Consider the following 17,776-nt stretch of genomic DNA (forward strand, 5'->3'; position numbering starts at 1 on the left):
CCAGGGCAAAAGCGCTATATCGGCAGCAACTTAGGTATCTCATACGATCGCGTAGGAGAGTGGGCCCCCCGGGACCCGCTCTTTTTTATTACCTGACGGGACCCGGCCGGGCCGAGCCCGGTTTGGGTAGCGTTACCGGCCGCTAAAGGCCGCAGAGACAACACGACAGACCTCAGACCGCCTTTGACACTGGAGCCTTTGACACTGGATATGACCGATCCGATCGCAACGTCCGTGGACGCCGAACTGCTCAACGAGCCACGGCTCGTCGTCGAGCCCGGCGTGGCCGCGCGCGTCGCCGCAGTCGCCGTGCCGGTCCTGCAGGGCATGGGCTATCGGCTGGTGCGGATCAAGGTCTCAGGCGAGGCCGGCTGCACCGTGCAGATCATGGCGGAACGACCCGACGGCTCGATGCAGCTCGAGGACTGCGAGGCGATCTCGCGCGCGCTGTCACCGGTGCTCGATGTCGCCGACCCGATCGATCGCGCCTACCGGCTCGAGATCTCGTCGCCCGGAATCGATCGTCCGCTGGTGCGCCGCTCCGATTTCGAGCGCTATCATGGCCATCTCGTGAAGGTCGAGATGGCGGTGGTGCATCAGGGCCGCAAGCGGTTCCGCGGCACGCTCGCAGGCGTCGAGGGCAATGCGGTGCGTGTGAAGCGCGACGATCCGCGCCCGGACGAGGATGCCGAGGTCCTCCTGGTGATGGAGGACATCTCGGATGCGCGGCTGGTGCTGACCGACGAGTTGATCGCCGAATCGATGCGCCGCGGCAAGGCCGCCGAGCGCGAACTGCGCCGCGAACTCGGGCTGGCGCCGCCGCAACCGGAGCACGCCAAGAAGAGCGATCCGGCGCGAAGCCATAAGCCGAAGCCGAAGCCCGGCAAGAAGCCGGCTCCGACCAACACCAAACAACATCGCCTGGCCGCGGAACGTGCGCGCCGAAGCGAGATTGATCCATCCGAAGGAGACTAAGCCATGGCAGTCAGCGCCAACAAACTCGAACTGCTGCAGATCGCAGACGCAGTTGCGCGCGAAAAGTCGATCGACCGCTCCATCGTGATCGCGGCGATGGAGGATGCCATCGCCAAGGCGGCGCGCGCCCGATACGGCAGCGAGACCGACATCCATGCCGAGATCGACGCCAAGAAGGGCGAGCTGCGGCTGACGCGCCACATGCTCGTGGTCGACGTCGTCGAGAACGCCTCGAACCAGATTTCGCTCGCCGACGCACAGCGCGCCAATCCCGGCGCCCAGGTCGGCGACACCATCGCCGACACGCTGCCGCCGCTGGAATATGGCCGCATCGCCGCCCAATCGGCCAAGCAGGTGATCGTGCAGAAGGTGCGCGAGGCCGAGCGCGACCGGCAGTATCAGGAGTTCAAGGATCGCATCGGCGACATCGTCAACGGCGTCGTCAAGCGCGTCGAGTATGGCAGCGTGATCGTCGACCTCGGCCGCGGCGAAGCCATCGTGCGCCGCGACGAGATGCTGCCGCGCGAGGTGTTCCGCAACGGCGACCGCGTCCGCGCCTATATCTTCGATGTCCGCCGCGAGACCCGCGGCCCGCAGATCTTCCTCTCCCGCACCCATCCGCAGTTCATGGCGAAGCTGTTCGCGCAGGAAGTGCCGGAGATCTATGACGGCATTGTCGAGATCAAGGCAGTCGCCCGCGATCCGGGCTCGCGCGCCAAGATCGGCGTGATCTCGCGCGATTCCTCGGTCGACCCGGTCGGCGCCTGCGTCGGCATGCGCGGCTCGCGCGTGCAGGCCGTGGTCAACGAATTGCAGGGCGAGAAGATCGACATCATTCCGTGGTCGCCCGACATCGCGACCTTCGTCGTCAACGCGCTGGCACCGGCTGAAGTCGCCAAGGTCGTGATCGACGAGGACCGCGAGCGCATCGAGGTCGTGGTGCCCGACACCAACAACCAGCTCTCGCTGGCGATCGGCCGCCGCGGCCAGAACGTGCGCCTCGCCTCGCAGCTCACCGGCTGGGACATCGACATCCTGACCGAGCAGGAAGAATCGGAGCGCCGTCAGGCCGACTTCGAGAATTCGACCCGCGTGTTCATGGAAGCGCTCAACGTCGACGAGGTGGTCGGCCAGTTGCTCGCCTCCGAAGGCTTCACCTCGGTCGAGGAACTCGCGCTGGTCGACGTCAAGGAACTCGCCGGCATCGAAGGTTTCGACGAGGAAACCGCCAACGAACTGCAGACCCGCGCCCGCGAATATCTGGAGCGGCTCGAGGCCGAGCTGGAAGCCAAGCGCAAGGAACTTGGTGTCGAGGACGCCATGAGGGATGTGCCCGGCATGACCTCGAAGATGCTGGTGAAGCTCGGCGAAAACGACGTGAAGACGGTCGAGGATCTCGCCGGCTGCGCCACCGACGACCTGGTCGGCTGGACCGAGCGCAAGGACGGCGGCGAGCCGACCAAGCACGCCGGGTTCCTCGACGGCATCGAGATTTCGCGCGACGACGCCGAGGCGATGATCATGCAGGCTCGCCTCAAGGCCGGCTGGATCACCGAGGCCGACCTCGCCAAGCCGGCCGAGGAAACCGAGGCTGCCGAAGAGCCGGCGGCATAAGGAGATGGCCTACGGATGCTCGCTCAGGCTGACCACGATCTCGACGATGGGCCGCGGATGCAGAAGTCCGCGACCACGCGGATGTGCGCGGTCAGCCGCGAGGTGCGTCCGATCGATGAGCTGATCCGGTTCGTCGTCGCGCCCACGGGCGAGGTGATTCCGGATCTCAAGCGCAAGCTCCCGGGCCGGGGATTGTGGGTTTCCGCATCGCGGCGAAGTGTTGCGGAAGCCGTCCGCCGTCACCAATTTAGTAAGGGATTCAAGCGCGATGTCCGGGTCGCGCCGACCCTTTCCGCCGACACCGAGGCGCTGTTGGTGCGCAGCGTTATCGACGCCTTGGCGATGGCCGCCAAGGCCGGCCAGGTTGTATCCGGCTTCGGCAAGGTCGAGGACGCGCTCAACCGGGGCGAAACCGCAGCCCTGATCCACGCTTCCGACGGCGCTGCCGACGGAATCCGCAAATTGGACGCGATCCTCCGGCAAAGGGGCGAAAAACGTGGTGAATCGCCGGTAATCGCCACCGTCAATGTTTTGACGTCGGCAGAATTGGATTTGGCACTTGGGCGCGCAAATGTGATACATGCTGCGCTGCTCGCGGGCCCGGCGAGCAAGACGTTCCTGTCGCGCTGCCAGATGCTGGTCCGATACCGGATGGCCGACGACGACAAGACCGCCGAAGCGGCCAGAAATTCCAGAGCATGATCCGGGAAGGCGGATACCGCCTTTCCAACGGGATCATGCTCAACAATAGACGACGCCTTGAAGGACTTGTGCGGGAAACGCACAGCGAAACGAGATTAGGACTGCTGAATGGTTGATACCAAAACCCCTGGCGACAAGACTTTGAGTGTCCCGAGCAAGACCTTGACGCTGAAGCCGCGCGTCGAGACGGGCACCGTGCGCCAGAGCTTCAGCCATGGCCGGACCAAGCAGGTCGTGGTCGAGAAGCGTGGCAAGCGCCGCATCGGCGGCGATGGCCCGGCCGAGACCCACGCGCCGGAACCCGTGGTCGCAAAGCCCGCGGCGCCAGTCGCCAAGCCGCCGCTCGGCCGCCCGTCAGGGCCGCCTCCCGGCCAGGCGCAGCGCAACACCCGCTCCGGCGTGGTGCTGCCGACGCTGACCGAGGATGAGCGCTCTGCGCGCGCCAACGCGCTCGCCGACGCCCGGCAGCGTGACATCGAGGAGCGCCGGCAGGCCGAAGAGGAGGCCAAGCGCCGCGCTGCCCGCGAGGCTATCGAGAAGGCCGAGCGCGAGGCTGCCGAAGCCCGCCGCAAGGCGGAAGAGGAACGCCATCGCCAGGAAGAAGAGGCCAAGCGCAAGGCCGAGGTCGAGGCCAAGCGTCGTTTCGGCGAGGGCGAGGTCAAGCCGGGCGCTGCCCCCGCTGCCGCGCCGGCCAAACCCGCTCCCTCCACAACCGCGCGGCCGGCGACGTCTGCCCCGACGCGCCCCGCGACATCGGCGCCGGGCCGTACGACAACGTCCACCCCCGGACGCACTCCGGCCTCCGCGCCGCGAGCTCCGGTTGCGGCCGAAGCGGACGAGGACGAAGGTCCGCGTCTGGTGCGCCGCCCCGGCGGCGCCGTGCGTCCTGCGGCAGCGCCGCGGACCACCCATAAGCCCGGTCCGCAGAAGGAACGCGGCCGCCTGACCGTGACCACCGCGCTCAATGCCGACGACGTGCGCGAGCGTTCGATCGCCTCGTTCCGCCGCCGCACCCAGCGTCTGAAGGGCCATGCGTCGAACGAGCCGAAGGAAAAGCTGATCCGCGAGGTCACGATTCCAGAAGCGATCACGATTCAGGAACTCGCCAACCGCATGTCGGAGCGAGCGGTCGACGTCATCCGCATGCTGATGAAGCAGGGCGCGATGCACAAGATCACCGACGTGATCGATGCGGACACCGCGCAGTTGATCGCGGAAGAGCTCGGCCACACCGTCAAGCGCGTCGCCGCCTCCGACGTGGAGGAAGGCCTGTTCGACGTCGTCGACGATTCGACCGACACCGAGCCGCGCTCGCCCGTGGTCACCGTGATGGGCCACGTCGATCACGGCAAGACCTCGCTGCTCGACGCGCTGCGCCACGCCAACGTGGTGTCGGGCGAAGCCGGCGGTATCACTCAGCATATCGGCGCCTATCAGGTACTCTCGCCCGAGAGCGGCACCAAGATCACCTTCATCGACACGCCCGGCCACGCCGCGTTCACCGCGATGCGCGCCCGCGGCGCCAAGGTCACCGACATCGTCGTGCTGGTGGTCGCGGCCGATGACGGCGTGATGCCGCAGACGGTGGAAGCGATCAATCACGCCAAGGCGGCGAAGGTGCCGATCATCGTGGCGATCAACAAGATCGACAAGCCCGATGCGCGGCCCGAGCGCGTGCGCACCGAGCTGCTGCAGCACGAGGTGCAGGTTGAATCGCTCGGCGGCGACGTGGTCGACGTCGAGGTGTCGGCGAAGAACAAGACCAACCTCGACAAGCTGCTGGAGATGATCGCGCTGCAGGCCGAAATTCTCGACCTCAAGACCAATTCGCATCGCCCGGCAGAAGGCACCGTGATCGAAGCCAAGCTCGATCGTGGCCGCGGTCCGGTCGCGACCGTGCTGGTGCAACGCGGCACGCTGAATGTCGGCGACATCATCGTGGCCGGCGCCGAGATGGGCCGCGTCCGCGCGCTGATCTCCGACCAGGGTGAAAACCTCCAGGACGCCGGCCCGTCCGTGCCGGTCGAGGTGCTCGGCTTCAACGGTCCGCCGGAAGCCGGCGACCGTCTTGCCGTGGTCGAGAACGAAGCCCGCGCCCGCCAGGTCACGAGCTACCGTGCGCACCAGAAGCGCGAGAACGCCGCGGCCTCGATCTCCGGCATGCGCGGCTCGCTCGAGCAGATGATGTCGCAGCTCAAGACCGCGGGCCGCAAGGAATTCCCGCTGATCGTGAAGGCCGACGTGCAGGGCTCGCTGGAAGCGATCCTTGGCTCGCTGGAGAAGCTCGGCACCGAGGAGGTCGCAGCTCGTATCCTCCATGCAGGCGTCGGTGGCATCTCGGAGTCCGACGTCACGCTGGCCGAGGGGTTCAACGCCGCGATCATCGGCTTCTCCGTCCGCGCCAACAAGGAAGCGGCAGCGGCCGCCAAGCGCAACGGCATCGAGATCCGCTACTACAACATCATCTACGATCTCGTGGATGACATCAAAAAGGCGATGTCCGGCCTGCTCGCGCCCACGCTGCGCGAGACCATGCTGGGCAACGCGCAGATCCTGGAAGTGTTCAACATTTCCAAGGTCGGCAAGGTCGCGGGTTGCCGCGTCACCGACGGGACCGTGGAGCGCGGCGCCAATGTTCGCCTGATCCGCGACAACGTGGTGGTGCACGAAGGCAAGCTCTCGACGCTGAAGCGCTTCAAGGATGAAGTGAAGGAAGTGGTCGCCGGCCAGGAGTGCGGCATGGCGTTCGAGAACTACGGCGACATGCGTGTCGGCGACGTGATCGAGTGTTACCGCATCGAGACGATCCAGCGCTCTCTGTAAGTCCAAGTCTTACGAAGCGCAGATCTTACTAAGCGTTGGGTCCATTTAACTGAAGATGCGTCGGCATGGCCGGACCAGGTCCGGCCAGCCCCGCATTGTCTGAAATTGAAAAGCTAGACATTGATGCCCGGGGCCAAGGCCCGCGGGCGTGACGGTTTTGGAAGAAGGTCATGTCCCGTCAGAAGAAGAGCTCCGCGCCCGGAGGATCACAACGACAGCTTCGCGTCGGCGAAACCGTTCGCCACGCGGTTGCCGATATTCTGTCCCACGGTGACGTCCACGATCCGGATCTTGCAGGCCACATCATCACCGTTCCCGAGGTGCGTATGTCGCCGGACCTGAAGCTCGCCACGATCTACGTGATGCCGCTTGGCGGACGCGATACCGACGCCGTGATCGCAGCGCTCGAGCGCAACAAGAAATTCCTCCGCGGCGAGATCGCGCATCGCGTTAACCTGAAATTTGCACCTGACATCCGCTTCCGCGTCGACGAGCGATTCGACGAGGCGGAACGTATCGAGAAATTACTGCGAACACCTGCGGTGCAAAGAGACCTTGCGCCCGATTCGGACGACGAGTGATGACTGTGACGACGACCAACAGCGCGATCGACGCGAAAGATGCCGACGCGCCCAACGCCAGCAGAGATATTTTTTCCGAACAGCGCAGTGACGGTCCGCGTCGGGTGAACAACGATCCGCGCCAGCACCAGAAACAGGGCAGGCAGAATCAGCAGCCGCGCCGCGACAAGCGCGACGTGCACGGCTGGGTCGTGCTCGACAAGCCGGTCGGCATGACCTCGACGCACGCGGTCGCCGTGCTCAAGCGCCTGTTCCAGGCAAAGCGCGCCGGCCATGCCGGCACGCTCGATCCGCTCGCCTCGGGCGGATTGCCGATCGCGCTCGGTGAGGCCACCAAGACCGTGCCGTTCGTGATGGACGGCCGCAAGCGCTATCGCTTCACGGTGTGCTGGGGCGAGGAGCGCGACACCGACGATACCGAGGGACGCGTGGTCAGGACCAGCGAGAGCCGGCCGACAGCCGATTCAGTCCGGGAGCTGCTGCCCCGCTTCACCGGGACGATCGAGCAGATCCCGCCGCAATATTCGGCGATCAAGGTGCAGGGCGAGCGGGCCTATGACCTGGCGCGTGACGGCGAAACCGTGGAACTGAAGCCCCGCCCGGTCGAGATTCACGAATTAATCCTTGTGGAACATGGAGATAACGGCCAGTCCGTGTTCGAAGCCGAGTGCGGCAAGGGAACCTATGTCCGGGCGCTGGCCCGCGATATGGGCCGGATTCTCGGCTGTTTCGGCCATATCTGCGCGCTGCGGCGGACCATTGTCGGTCCATTTACCGAGCAGGACATGATTCCGCTGGAACAGTTGGAGGCTTTATGCAATAGAGCCGCGTCTGGCGAGGGCAGCCTCGCCGACGCGCTTTTGCCCGTTGAGACCGCGCTGGACGACATCCCGGCACTGGCCGTCACACGGGCTGATGCGGCAAGGCTTCACAGAGGCCAGGCCGTTTTGTTGCGCGGACGGGATGCGCCCAATACTAGCGGCACAGTCTATGTCACGGTGGCAGGCCGTCTTCTGGCGCTTGCCGAACTTGGCAATGGCGAACTCATCCCCAAGCGCGTGTTCAACCTGAGCGGACTGACTGCCAGTCCGGCTCGCAACCATGGAAGCAATTGACGATGTCGATTACCGCGCAACGCAAAGCGGAAGTCATCAAGACGAATGCCACCAAAGCCGGCGACACCGGCTCGCCCGAGGTCCAGGTCGCGATCCTGTCGGAACGCATCAATAACCTCACCGAGCACTTCAAGACCCACGTGAAGGACAACCATTCACGCCGTGGCCTCCTGAAGCTCGTGTCGACGCGTCGCTCCCTGCTCGACTACATCAAGCGCAAGGACGAGGCGCGTTACAAGGCGCTGCTCGAAAAGCACAACATCCGTCGTTGATATCGAGAAGCACGCGCGCGCGGTTCGCGCGCGTTTTCGTATGATCTTCCGGGAGAACGGACTTTCGAATTGTCGAAAGACGATCATGCGCAACAGCATGGCCTTCACGCCATGCGCACTAGCGTCCAGCAGCAATCCGGCCGCTGGACGGGGCAAGATGCCCAGATGACTGAAAGGATGGACGCCATCCGGAATCCAAGGACCATGGCAGGATCGCCGGACGCTGATCGCAGCAGCGCATCAGTGTCTCGCCGTCTTGCGCATGGTCTTTGTGTTTTGGGGCGCCGTGCTTTCGCGAAACCATGAAAGAAGACCGAAATGTTCAAAACACATTCCGTCGAGATCGACTGGGGTGGACGTCCCCTCAAGCTTGAAACCGGCAAGATCGCCCGCCAGGCCGACGGCGCCGTGATGGCCACCTATGGCGAGACCGTGGTGCTCGCCACCGTCGTTGCGGCCAAGGCGCCGCGCGAAGGCGTCGACTTCCTGCCGCTCACCGTCGATTATCAGGAGAAGGCCTACGCCGCGGGCCGCATTCCCGGCGGCTATTTCAAGCGCGAGGGCCGTCCGACCGAGAAGGAGACGCTGGTCTCCCGTCTGATCGACCGCCCGATCCGTCCGCTGTTCGTCGACGGCTGGCGCAACGAGACCCAGGTGATCGTGACGACGCTGTCGCACGACATGGAGAACGATCCCGACATTCTGTCGATGGTCGCGGCCTCCGCCGCACTGACGCTGTCTGGGGTGCCGTTCAAGGGCCCGATCGGCGCGGCGCGCGTCGGCTTCGCCAACGACGAATACGTCCTCAACCCGACGCTGGACGAGATGACCGAGAGCCAGCTCGACCTCGTCGTCGCCGGCACCGCCGAGGCCGTGCTGATGGTCGAGTCGGAAGCCAAGGAGCTCAACGAAGACGTGATGCTCGGCGCGGTCATGTTCGGCCACCGCCACTTCCAGCCGGTCATCAACGCGATCATCGAGCTCGCCGAGAAGGCCGCCAAGGAGCCGCGCGAAGTCACGCCGATCGACAATTCGGAGATCGAGAAGGAGATGCTCGGCATCGCGGAGCAGGAGCTGCGCCAGGCCTATGCGATCGCAGTGAAGCAAGACCGCTATGCCGCGGTCGGCGCCGTCAAGGAGAAGGTGATGGCGCACTTCTTCCCCGAAGGGCAGGAGCCGAAATACGACAAGCTGCGCGTCGCCGACGTGTTCAAGGAGCTGGAAGCCAAGATCGTCCGCTGGAACATCCTCGATACCGGCAAGCGGATCGACGGCCGCGACGTCAAGACCGTGCGCAACATCGTCGCCGAAGTCGGCGTGCTGCCGCGCGCTCACGGCTCGGCGCTGTTCACCCGCGGTGAGACCCAGGCGATGGTCGTGACCACGCTCGGCACTGGCGAGGACGAGCAGTACATCGACGCGCTGTCGGGAACGTACAAGGAGACGTTCCTGCTGCACTACAACTTCCCGCCCTACTCGGTCGGCGAGACCGGCCGCCTCGGCGGCACCAAGCGCCGCGAGATCGGCCACGGCAAGCTCGCCTGGCGCGCGATCCATCCGGTGCTGCCGCCGCATCACGAGTTCCCGTACACGATCCGCGTGGTCTCCGAGATCACCGAATCGAACGGCTCCTCGTCGATGGCCTCGGTCTGCGGCGCTTCGCTGTCGCTGATGGACGCCGGCGTACCGCTGAAGCGGCCGACGGCGGGCATCGCCATGGGTCTGATCCTGGAAGGCACGCGCTTTGCGGTGCTGTCGGACATCCTCGGTGACGAGGATCATCTCGGCGACATGGACTTCAAGGTCGCCGGCACCGACCAGGGCATCACCTCGCTGCAGATGGACATCAAGATCGAGGGCATCACCGAGGAGATCATGCGCGTCGCGCTTGGCCAGGCCAAGGAAGGGCGCGTCCACATCCTCGGCGAGATGGCCAAGGCCCTGACCGCGGCCCGCGCCGAGCTCGGCGAATACGCGCCGCGCATCGAGACCTTCAAGATCGCCACCGACAAGATCCGCGAAGTGATCGGCACCGGCGGCAAGGTGATCCGCGAGATCGTCGAGAAGACCGGCGCCAAGGTCAACATCGAGGACGACGGCACGGTGAAGGTCGCCTCCAACGATGGCGAGGCGATGAAGGCCGCGATCAAGTGGATCAAGTCGATCGCGTCCGATCCGGAAGTCGGCCAGATCTACGACGGCACCGTGGTCAAGGTGATGGAGTTCGGCGCCTTCGTGAACTTCTTCGGCGCCAAGGACGGTCTCGTCCACATCAGCCAGCTTGCTGCCAACCGCGTGCAGAAGACCTCCGACGTCGTCAAGGAAGGCGACAAGGTCAAGGTCAAGCTGCTCGGCTTCGACGACCGCGGCAAGACCCGCCTGTCGATGAAGGCGGTCGACCAGCAGACCGGCGAGGATCTGGAAGCCAAGCAGAAGGCCGAGGCGCCCACGCCGCGCGAGGCCGCTGGCGAGTAAGTTCCGACATATTCCATCGTTGCAAAAGGGCGGCTATCACAGCCGCCCTTTTTGTTTGAGCTGTCGCGGTGCAAATCAGCCAGACCTGGGCATGTGCGCGATTTGGCCGCGACATTGTGACCGGCATCATCGGAACCCATCCCTATCTCGTGTCTAATCCGATGATGCTTTCCCAGCCTGGAGAAACACGATGTCATTGATGTCCCGACGCCACCTGATCATCGCAGCAACCGGTATCGCCGCGGCTGCCGCCTCATCGCGCACGGCGCTCGCCCAGACGACGGCACAGGCAAGCGGACCGTTCAAGGTCGAGCCGCTGTCTTATCCGACCAACGCGCTGGAGCCGCACATCGACGCCAAGACGATGGAGATTCATCACGGCAAGCACCACCAGGCCTACGTCACCAGCTTGAACACCTTCGCCAAGGATCATCCGCAGATCGCGGAAAAGCCGGTGACTCACGTGCTCGCCAATCTCGGCGATGTGCCGGAGCAGATCCGCACCGGCGTGCGCAACAACATGGGCGGCCACGCCAACCACACGATGTTCTGGCAGATCATGGGACCAAACGGCGGCAAGCCGGACGGCGAGGTGCTCGCCGCAATCGACCGCGATCTCGGCGGCATGGAGAAGCTCCAGGCCGACTTCAATGCCGCCGGCGGACGCGTGTTCGGCTCGGGCTGGGTGTTCGTCACCGTGACCCGGGACGGCAAGCTGGCGATCGAGACGCGGCCGAACCAGGACAACCCGATCATGGACGGCAAGCGCGCCCTGCTCGGCAACGACGTCTGGGAGCACGCCTATTATCTGACCTATCAGAACCGCCGACCGGATTACCTGAAGGCGTGGTGGAATACGGTGAACTGGAAAGCCGTGGCCGCGCGCTACGCAGCGGCGAAGGCAGGGGCGCTCGGCGTGTGAGCCGTGAGAAGGGATCGTCGGATGCGACCTGCTCGACTAAGCTAAGGGCCTCGCGGGAGACCGCGAGGCCTTTTTCGCACGCCGAGAGATCAACGATGACGCTGCCGACAATCCGCAGGGCCCGCCCGGACGAATATGACGAGATCGCACGCGTCTGGATGGAGAGCTGGGTCTCGACCCAACTCTCGCAGTCGAGCGACGGCCTGTTGAGCGACCTGCGCGCGCGCCTGCGTCGCGAGATCGATGGCGGCTGGAGCCTTTTCGTGGCCGACGATCGCGGCACGATCGCCGGCATGCTGGCGCTGCACCCGCCGACCCGCCTTCTCGACCAACTGATGGTCGCGCCGGCCTATCAGGGCCGGAGCCTGGGACGCGAGTTCCTCGCTTTCACGCGCCAGCAATTGCCCGATGAGATCTGGTTGAAATGTGTTCGCGAGAACGAAAAGGCCTGGCGCTGGTACGAGCGCGAAGGTTTTGCGTTCGAAAAGGAAGAGCTCAATCCGCTGACCGGCTTCATGATGAAGCACTATCGGTGGAACAGGGCAAAGGGCGCCTGAGCCGGCCCGGGTTGCCAATTCGCGGCAGGCGGGCGATGAACGGGCGCCGTTCGTCCTCGACGATGAAAAGGTCCAGCACATGATCAAGCTCTACTGGTCGCCGCGCTCGCGCTCGTTCACCACGATCTGGCTGATGGAGGAATCCGGCCTGCCTTACGAACGGGTGCTGACCGACATCAGCACCGGCGCACAGAAGGCACCGGACTACTTGAAGATCAACCCGATGGGCAAGGTGCCGGCGCTGACCGACGGCGACGCCCAGCTTGCCGAGGCGGCCGCGATCTGCGCCTACATCGCCGACCGCTATCCCGAGACCAGGCTGGCGCCGGCCACGACCGATCCGAGCCGCGCCCGCTATTTGCAGTGGCTGTTTTTCTCGCCGAGCTGCATCGAACCCGCGCTGATCCAGCTCTTCACCAAGCTCGAAGTGCCCGCCAGCACCGCGGCGTGGGGCAGCGCTGCGCAGGTGTTCGACGTGCTCGATGCCGAGCTGCAAAAGGGGCCGTGGATGCTCGGCGACCAGTTCTCCGCCGCCGACATCACGATCGGCTCGGGACTGAACTACGCCGTGCGCGTGTTCAAGATGGTGCCGCCGCGGCCGTCATTCGACGCCTATATCGACCGCTGCGTGGCGCGTCCCGCATTCCAGCGCGCAGAGAAGATCGCTGCGGGGTGACGCATGTAGCCCGGATGGAGCGAAGCGAAATCCGGGGCTACGTCCTCACCTCCCCTTGAAAAGGGGAGGTCGCTTTGCTCACCAGAGCAAAGCGGGTGGGGATCAGCTCTCTCCACATATGGCATCGCCTGCGGCTGACCCCCATCCCGACCTTCCCCCTTTCAGGGGGAAGGAGAAGAGAAGTCTTTTGCCGCTCGCCCGTTTTTCCGAAAGGCCTAGCCCGGGACGACGCGAGGGTCGATGTCCTGTGCGTAGTCGACGCCGTCGATGCCAAATCCGAACAGGCGCAGGAACTGGGTCTTGTATTCCCCGAGATCCGCCAGTTCGCCGAGCGTTTCGGTGGTGAGCAGCGGCCAGCGCCGCGCCACTTCCGTCTGAACTTCGGGCGAGAGCTCCCAGTCGTCGACCCTGATGCGCTGCGCGTCATCGAGTTCGGCATCCTTGCCGAGGCGGGTTCGGAACAGGCGATCGATCTGTTCGATGCATCCCTCGTGGAGCCCGAGCTGCTTCATCACCTTGAACAGCACCGTCCCGTAGAGCGGCACCACCGGAATCGCCGAGCTCGCCTGGGTGACCACGGCCTTCAGCGCCACGACGCGTGCGGCGTCCTGGCCGAGCCGGTTTCGGATCTCTTCCGCCTTGCGGTCGAGATCGACCTTGGCGCGCCCGAGCGTGCCGTTCCAATAGATCGGCCAGGTCAGCTCGCTGCCGATATAGGTGTAGTTGAGCGTCCGGAAGCCCGGCGCCAAAACACCGGCGTCCGCGAGCTGGTCGATCCAGCGCTTCCAGTCATCACCGCCCATCACCGCGACCGTGGCCGTCGTTTGATCTTCGTTCGCCGGCTCGAGGGTCGTCTCGAAGACCTCGCCGGTCTCGGTGTCGAGGGTCTTGATCTCGACCGGGGCGCCGAGCGGCTTGATGACCGAGCGATAGGTCTTGCCCGTGTCCGGATCGGTCCTGACCGGAGCCGCCATGCTGTAGACCAGCATGTCGAGCTGCCCGAACTTCTCGCGCACGGCCTCGATGAAGTTCTTCTTCATCTCGTCCGAGAAGGCATCGCCTTCCAGCGTGAGAGGAGACCGTCCGATCTTCTGCGCTTCGATCTCGAAGGCGCGGTTGTTGTACCAGCCGGCGCTGCCCGTCCTGGTCGCCGTCGGCTCGCGCTCCAGCGACACGCCGATGGTGTCCGCTCCTCCGGCGAAGGTCGCAACGATGCGGCTCGCGAGGCCGTAACCCGTCGAACATCCGAGCACAGCGACGCGCTTGGGGCACTCGGCAATCGGGCCATGACTGAGAACATAAGCGATCTGGTCGCGGACATTGATCGCGCAGCCGACGGGATGTGCCGTGGTGCAGATGAAGCCTCGCACGCGCGGTTCGATAATCATGTCCACCCTATTTCGGATCGTTGCAATGTCGCCATTCGCTGCCTGCCGGCCTCCGTCTGCAAGAGAGGGGAGGTAAAGATCAAATCACGCATCCAGCCGCTTGAACACCAGCGTGGCGTTGGTGCCGCCAAACCCGAACGAGTTCGACAGCACGGTGCCGAGCTTGGCATTGTCGATGCGCTTGCGCACGATCGGCATATCGGCGAACACCGGATCGAGCTCGGTGATGTGCGCGCTTTCGCAGATGAAGCCGTTGTTCAGCATCAGCAGCGAATAGATCGCCTCCTGCACGCCGGTGGCGCCCAGCGAATGGCCGGTCAGCGCCTTGGTCGCCGAGATCGGCGGGCACTTCTCCCCGGTGCCGAACACCTTGCGGATCGCCTCGATCTCCGGCGGATCGCCGGCCGGCGTCGAGGTCGCGTGCGGATTGATGTAGTCGATCGGCGTGTTCACGGTCGACAGCGCCATGCGCATGCAGCGCTCGGCGCCCTCGCCTGAGGGCGCCACCATGTCGTAGCCGTCGGACGTCGCGCCGTAGCCGACCACCTCGGCATAGATCTTCGCGCCGCGCGCCTTGGCATGCTCGAGCTCTTCGAGCACCACCACGCCCGCGCCGCCCGCGATCACGAAGCCATCGCGGCTGATGTCGTAAGGACGCGAGGCAGTGGCCGGCGTGTCGTTGTATTTCGAGGACATCGCGCCCATGGCGTCGAACAGCACCGACAGCGTCCAGTCGAGTTCCTCGCAGCCGCCGGCGAAGATGATGTCCTGCTTGCCGATCTGGATCGTCTCATAGGCGTTGCCGATGCAATGGTTCGACGTCGCGCAGGCCGAGGAGATCGAGTAGTTCACGCCCTTGATCTTGAACCAGGTCGCAAGCGTCGCCGACGCCGTCGACGACATGCCCTTCGGCACCGCGAACGGGCCGACGCGCTTCGGCCCCTTGGTGCGCGCGATGTCGGCGGCCTCCACCAGTGTCCGCGTCGACGGCCCGCCGGATCCCATGATGATGCCGGTACGCACGTTGGAGACTTCGCTGTCCTCGAGCCCGGAGTCGCGGATCGCCTGTTCCATGGCGACGTGATTCCAGGCCGCACCTTCGGCAAGAAACCGCATCGCGCGGCGATCGATCACGTCGGCAGGATTGAGCGTCGGCGCACCTTGCACCTGCGAACGGAAGCCCAGCTCGGCGTGCTTCTCCGCGCGCGTGATGCCCGATTTCGCCTCGTAGAGACTCGCAAGCACTTCCTGGGTGTTGTTACCGATGGATGAGACAATGCCCATCCCCGTGATGACAACCCGCCTCATGTTCGCCTCGCCCTGCCTTTATGTTGTCGCATGATGATCCTGCTCAAGACGGTGCCGTGCCCTGCTTGAACAACCCGACCTTCAAATCCTTGGCGCGATAGATAATCTCGTCGTCCATGGAAAGCCACCCGTCGGCGATTCCGAGCACGAGCTTTGACCGCATCACACGCTTGATGTCGACGTTGTACACAACCTTGCGCGCATGCGGCAGCACCTGACCGGAGAACTTCAGCTCACCGAGACCGAGCGCGCGGCCGCGACCTTCACCGCCGATCCAGCCGAGATAAAAGCCGACCATTTGCCACATGGCATCGAGGCCGAGACAGCCCGGCATCACCGGATCGTTCTTGAAATGACAGCCGAAGAACCAGAGGTCTGACTTCACCTCGAGTTCAGCGCGCACCAACCCTTTGCCGAACTCGCCGCCGGTTTCGGAAATCTCGCTGATGCGATCGAACATCAGCATCGGCGGCAGCGGCAACTGGGCATTGCCCGGGCCGAACAGCTCTCCGCGGCCGCAAGCCAGCAAATCCTCGTATTCGTAACCGCTGCGCCGATCCAGCATCCTCTTCAGCCTCTCAAATGTCCCGATGAAGCGCTTTTTGCTTGAGCCGGACCGATCTTCCCGCGGGGTTTGAATATCCCGCCTGTTGGCGCTACGTGGGTACGCTATCGGCCTTGGGTCTCTGCCGAAAGCGCATATGTGGTCCGCGCGCTCTCTAACATAGCGTCACCGGAGCGGCAAAGCCGCATTCCGGGGATAAATCGCCGTTTCTCCATGGGGTTCCGGGTTTACCTTGGATCCGTTCTAGTTGCGAAAAACTTGCATCTGATGGTCATCCTTTTTATATTTCCTAGGAATATCGCCCGGGTTAGGTGCATAGAGTGGACATGAACGAGGAATTATCGGTTTCGAACGATGACGCCGTGCACCCGGCTGCACGGAGCGGCGGGCATCACCCGGCCCTGACCGGCTGTCCGTGGCACGACGTCAACGAGATGCTGCAGGCTGCGGGCCTTCGGCCGACCCGCCAGCGCATGGCGCTGGGTTGGCTGCTGTTCGGCAAGGGCGCCCGGCATCTGACCGCTGAAATGCTGTATGAGGAAGCCACGCTGGCCAAGGTTCCAGTGTCGCTGGCGACTGTCTACAACACCCTCAACCAGCTCACCGACGCCGGCCTGCTGCGTCAGGTCAGCGTCGACGGCACCAAGACCTATTTCGACACCAACGTGTCGGCGCACCACCACTTCTATCTCGAGCACAATCACGAGCTGGTCGATATTCCCGACCCGAACCTTGTGCTGACCAAGATGCCCGAGGTGCCCGAGGGATATGAGATTGCCCGCGTCGATATGGTCGTGCGGCTGCGCAAGAAGCGCTGATCTGTTTATCGCTGGTTTCGATTGTCATGGCCGGGCTCGTCCCGGCCATTGTCGTTTGGGGAGGGCCGTCATTCCGGGATCGTGCGCGCGCACCAGACCTCCGATGCGAAATTGCGCATCGGGAATCTCGAGATTCTCAGGTGCGCATGGGCGCATCATAGTTCGATGCTGTCGCATCGCCCCGGAATGACGCTAGGCGTCAGTCCACCTTCTCGTCGGCATAGACGCCCCACAGGCGCTGCTGCTCGATCCAGCCATCGAACCCGTTGCCGGTGATCCGGCACCAGCTATTGGCGCACTTCTTGACCTGCGCGACGACGCCGACCTGCAGCCGCGCTGCGACTGCACTCGTGGTATCGGGGCGATCGTAGAGCGAGGCGAGATCGTCCTTCTTCTTCATCGTGACGACGGCGGTGCGGCGCCCTGACAGCAGGGAGTGATAGACCCAGCCTTCGGCGCCTTCGGAGTCGCGCACCCTGCGCCAGTTCTCGAATTCGGCGGTGATTTCGACCGGCAGCCCCGCCCGCGTGTAGACCCAGGCAACGTCATTGTCCTTGGTCGGGCCGGCGCGGACATTCACGTGATCGGATTTCAGACTGACATAGCGCGGGATCGGAAGTCCGCTGGTGGTGGGGCTCATATCCTTGGCCGTATGTCCCGGCATGATCGACGCGCCAAGCATGCTCCCGACCAGCGCCGCCAACGAACCGAAACGCCAGAACATCAACTCGTCTCCTGTCGAGATGACCAACTCGCATTCGGCGAGCCGCAACCCCAATCCATGCCTGAATCCCAGGCTCCCCGTGCCAGCGCTGCTCACACCTTGCGACCCGTGATTCCGAGGGGTTCTTGTCTTGTCCCAGCCTTCTGCTAGAGAGGACGGAACGGCTGAACAACCAGAACGCCCGAATTTGCGCCGGCAAATGCCGGGTAAGTATCGGGGAACCCTTGGAAACGCGAAGGAAACGCCGGGACAGCGCGGCTA

At 64.3% G+C, this 17,776-nt stretch carries 16 protein-coding genes; 12 read left to right on the forward strand and 4 right to left on the reverse strand.

Annotation, left to right across the window (positions count from 1 at the left end; all coding sequences use genetic code 11):
• The first annotated feature begins 210 nt into the window (after window positions 1-210).
• The 11 genes from rimP (at window position 211) to P6U25_RS00240 (ending at window position 12,712) form a co-directional block, all read left to right on the forward strand.
• Window positions 211-975: a ribosome maturation factor RimP gene (rimP, locus tag P6U25_RS00190; RefSeq protein WP_407149440.1), complete on the forward strand. Its 765-nt coding sequence runs from the start codon at window positions 211-213 to the stop codon at window positions 973-975.
• 3 nt (window positions 976-978) lie between these two features.
• On the forward strand, window positions 979-2,589 hold the full coding sequence (gene nusA / locus P6U25_RS00195) for a transcription termination factor NusA (protein WP_407149441.1): 1,611 nt from the start codon (window positions 979-981) through the stop codon (window positions 2,587-2,589).
• Window positions 2,590-2,604: 15 nt separating this feature from the next.
• Entirely contained in the window at window positions 2,605-3,291 is a 687-nt protein-coding gene (locus P6U25_RS00200) for an RNA-binding protein (RefSeq protein WP_407149442.1), read from the forward strand.
• Between the two features lie 108 nt (window positions 3,292-3,399).
• The gene (infB, locus tag P6U25_RS00205) at window positions 3,400-6,114 is read left to right on the forward strand and encodes a translation initiation factor IF-2 (protein ID WP_407149444.1); all 2,715 of its coding nucleotides are present in this window, start codon (window positions 3,400-3,402) and stop codon (window positions 6,112-6,114) included.
• A 170-nt stretch (window positions 6,115-6,284) separates the two neighbouring features.
• A complete protein-coding gene (gene rbfA / locus P6U25_RS00210) occupies window positions 6,285-6,695 on the forward strand; it encodes a 30S ribosome-binding factor RbfA (RefSeq protein ID WP_407149445.1) in 411 nt (136 codons plus the stop codon).
• Window positions 6,695-7,810, forward strand: coding sequence for a tRNA pseudouridine(55) synthase TruB (gene truB / locus P6U25_RS00215; protein WP_407149446.1), 1,116 nt, complete (start codon window positions 6,695-6,697; stop codon window positions 7,808-7,810). The genes rbfA and truB overlap by 1 nt, the downstream gene beginning before the upstream one ends.
• A 2-nt stretch (window positions 7,811-7,812) precedes the next feature.
• The gene (gene rpsO / locus P6U25_RS00220) at window positions 7,813-8,082 is read left to right on the forward strand and encodes a 30S ribosomal protein S15 (RefSeq protein WP_407149447.1); all 270 of its coding nucleotides are present in this window, start codon (window positions 7,813-7,815) and stop codon (window positions 8,080-8,082) included.
• A 318-nt stretch (window positions 8,083-8,400) separates the two neighbouring features.
• Window positions 8,401-10,557 (forward strand): polyribonucleotide nucleotidyltransferase, encoded by a 2,157-nt coding sequence (gene pnp / locus P6U25_RS00225; RefSeq protein WP_407149448.1) that lies wholly within the window; start codon window positions 8,401-8,403, stop codon window positions 10,555-10,557.
• Window positions 10,558-10,747: 190 nt separating this feature from the next.
• The gene (locus P6U25_RS00230; protein WP_407149449.1) at window positions 10,748-11,479 is read left to right on the forward strand and encodes a superoxide dismutase; all 732 of its coding nucleotides are present in this window, start codon (window positions 10,748-10,750) and stop codon (window positions 11,477-11,479) included.
• A 95-nt stretch (window positions 11,480-11,574) separates the two neighbouring features.
• Window positions 11,575-12,036 carry a GNAT family N-acetyltransferase gene (locus tag P6U25_RS00235; RefSeq protein WP_407149450.1) on the forward strand — a complete coding sequence of 154 codons (462 nt, stop codon included), beginning with the start codon at window positions 11,575-11,577 and terminating at the stop codon, window positions 12,034-12,036.
• Between the two features lie 79 nt (window positions 12,037-12,115).
• The gene (locus P6U25_RS00240) at window positions 12,116-12,712 is read left to right on the forward strand and encodes a glutathione S-transferase family protein (RefSeq protein ID WP_407149451.1); all 597 of its coding nucleotides are present in this window, start codon (window positions 12,116-12,118) and stop codon (window positions 12,710-12,712) included.
• Between the two features lie 215 nt (window positions 12,713-12,927).
• On the opposite strand, the gene fabV is transcribed toward P6U25_RS00240, so the two are convergent.
• From fabV to fabA, 3 genes are all read right to left on the reverse strand, one after another.
• Complete coding sequence (gene fabV / locus P6U25_RS00245) at window positions 12,928-14,100, reverse strand: enoyl-ACP reductase FabV (RefSeq protein WP_407149452.1); 1,173 nt, start codon at window positions 14,098-14,100, stop codon at window positions 12,928-12,930.
• Between the two features lie 84 nt (window positions 14,101-14,184).
• Entirely contained in the window at window positions 14,185-15,408 is a 1,224-nt protein-coding gene (gene fabB, locus P6U25_RS00250) for a beta-ketoacyl-ACP synthase I (protein ID WP_407149453.1), read from the reverse strand.
• A 43-nt stretch (window positions 15,409-15,451) separates the two neighbouring features.
• A complete protein-coding gene (gene fabA, locus P6U25_RS00255; RefSeq protein ID WP_407149454.1) occupies window positions 15,452-15,973 on the reverse strand; it encodes a bifunctional 3-hydroxydecanoyl-ACP dehydratase/trans-2-decenoyl-ACP isomerase in 522 nt (173 codons plus the stop codon).
• A 326-nt stretch (window positions 15,974-16,299) separates the two neighbouring features.
• On the opposite strand from fabA, the gene irrA reads away from it, so the two are divergent.
• Entirely contained in the window at window positions 16,300-16,791 is a 492-nt protein-coding gene (irrA, locus tag P6U25_RS00260; RefSeq protein ID WP_407149455.1) for an iron response transcriptional regulator IrrA, read from the forward strand.
• Window positions 16,792-16,990: 199 nt separating this feature from the next.
• On the opposite strand, the gene P6U25_RS00265 is transcribed toward irrA, so the two are convergent.
• Window positions 16,991-17,515: an SH3 domain-containing protein gene (locus P6U25_RS00265; RefSeq protein WP_407149456.1), complete on the reverse strand. Its 525-nt coding sequence runs from the start codon at window positions 17,513-17,515 to the stop codon at window positions 16,991-16,993.
• Window positions 17,516-17,776 lie beyond the last annotated feature (261 nt).

The sequence above is a fragment of the Bradyrhizobium sp. ORS 86 genome, assembly GCF_045571475.1.
In the GTDB taxonomy this organism is placed as follows: domain Bacteria; phylum Pseudomonadota; class Alphaproteobacteria; order Rhizobiales; family Xanthobacteraceae; genus Bradyrhizobium.

Excerpts from the sequence above, each read along its gene's own strand:
- rimP (WP_407149440.1), top strand. The coding sequence starts at position 211 with ATGACCGATCCGATCGCAACGTCCGTGGACGCCGAACTGCTCAACGAG.
- nusA (WP_407149441.1), top strand. The coding sequence starts at position 979 with ATGGCAGTCAGCGCCAACAAACTCGAACTGCTGCAGATCGCAGACGCA.
- P6U25_RS00200 (WP_407149442.1), top strand. The coding sequence starts at position 2,605 with ATGCTCGCTCAGGCTGACCACGATCTCGACGATGGGCCGCGGATGCAG.
- infB (WP_407149444.1), top strand. The coding sequence starts at position 3,400 with ATGGTTGATACCAAAACCCCTGGCGACAAGACTTTGAGTGTCCCGAGC.
- rbfA (WP_407149445.1), top strand. The coding sequence starts at position 6,285 with ATGTCCCGTCAGAAGAAGAGCTCCGCGCCCGGAGGATCACAACGACAG.
- truB (WP_407149446.1), top strand. The coding sequence starts at position 6,695 with ATGACTGTGACGACGACCAACAGCGCGATCGACGCGAAAGATGCCGAC.
- rpsO (WP_407149447.1), top strand. The coding sequence starts at position 7,813 with ATGTCGATTACCGCGCAACGCAAAGCGGAAGTCATCAAGACGAATGCC.
- pnp (WP_407149448.1), top strand. The coding sequence starts at position 8,401 with ATGTTCAAAACACATTCCGTCGAGATCGACTGGGGTGGACGTCCCCTC.
- P6U25_RS00230 (WP_407149449.1), top strand. The coding sequence starts at position 10,748 with ATGTCATTGATGTCCCGACGCCACCTGATCATCGCAGCAACCGGTATC.
- P6U25_RS00235 (WP_407149450.1), top strand. The coding sequence starts at position 11,575 with ATGACGCTGCCGACAATCCGCAGGGCCCGCCCGGACGAATATGACGAG.
- P6U25_RS00240 (WP_407149451.1), top strand. The coding sequence starts at position 12,116 with ATGATCAAGCTCTACTGGTCGCCGCGCTCGCGCTCGTTCACCACGATC.
- fabV (WP_407149452.1), bottom strand. The coding sequence starts at position 14,100 with ATGATTATCGAACCGCGCGTGCGAGGCTTCATCTGCACCACGGCACAT.
- fabB (WP_407149453.1), bottom strand. The coding sequence starts at position 15,408 with ATGAGGCGGGTTGTCATCACGGGGATGGGCATTGTCTCATCCATCGGT.
- fabA (WP_407149454.1), bottom strand. The coding sequence starts at position 15,973 with ATGCTGGATCGGCGCAGCGGTTACGAATACGAGGATTTGCTGGCTTGC.
- irrA (WP_407149455.1), top strand. The coding sequence starts at position 16,300 with ATGAACGAGGAATTATCGGTTTCGAACGATGACGCCGTGCACCCGGCT.
- P6U25_RS00265 (WP_407149456.1), bottom strand. The coding sequence starts at position 17,515 with ATGTTCTGGCGTTTCGGTTCGTTGGCGGCGCTGGTCGGGAGCATGCTT.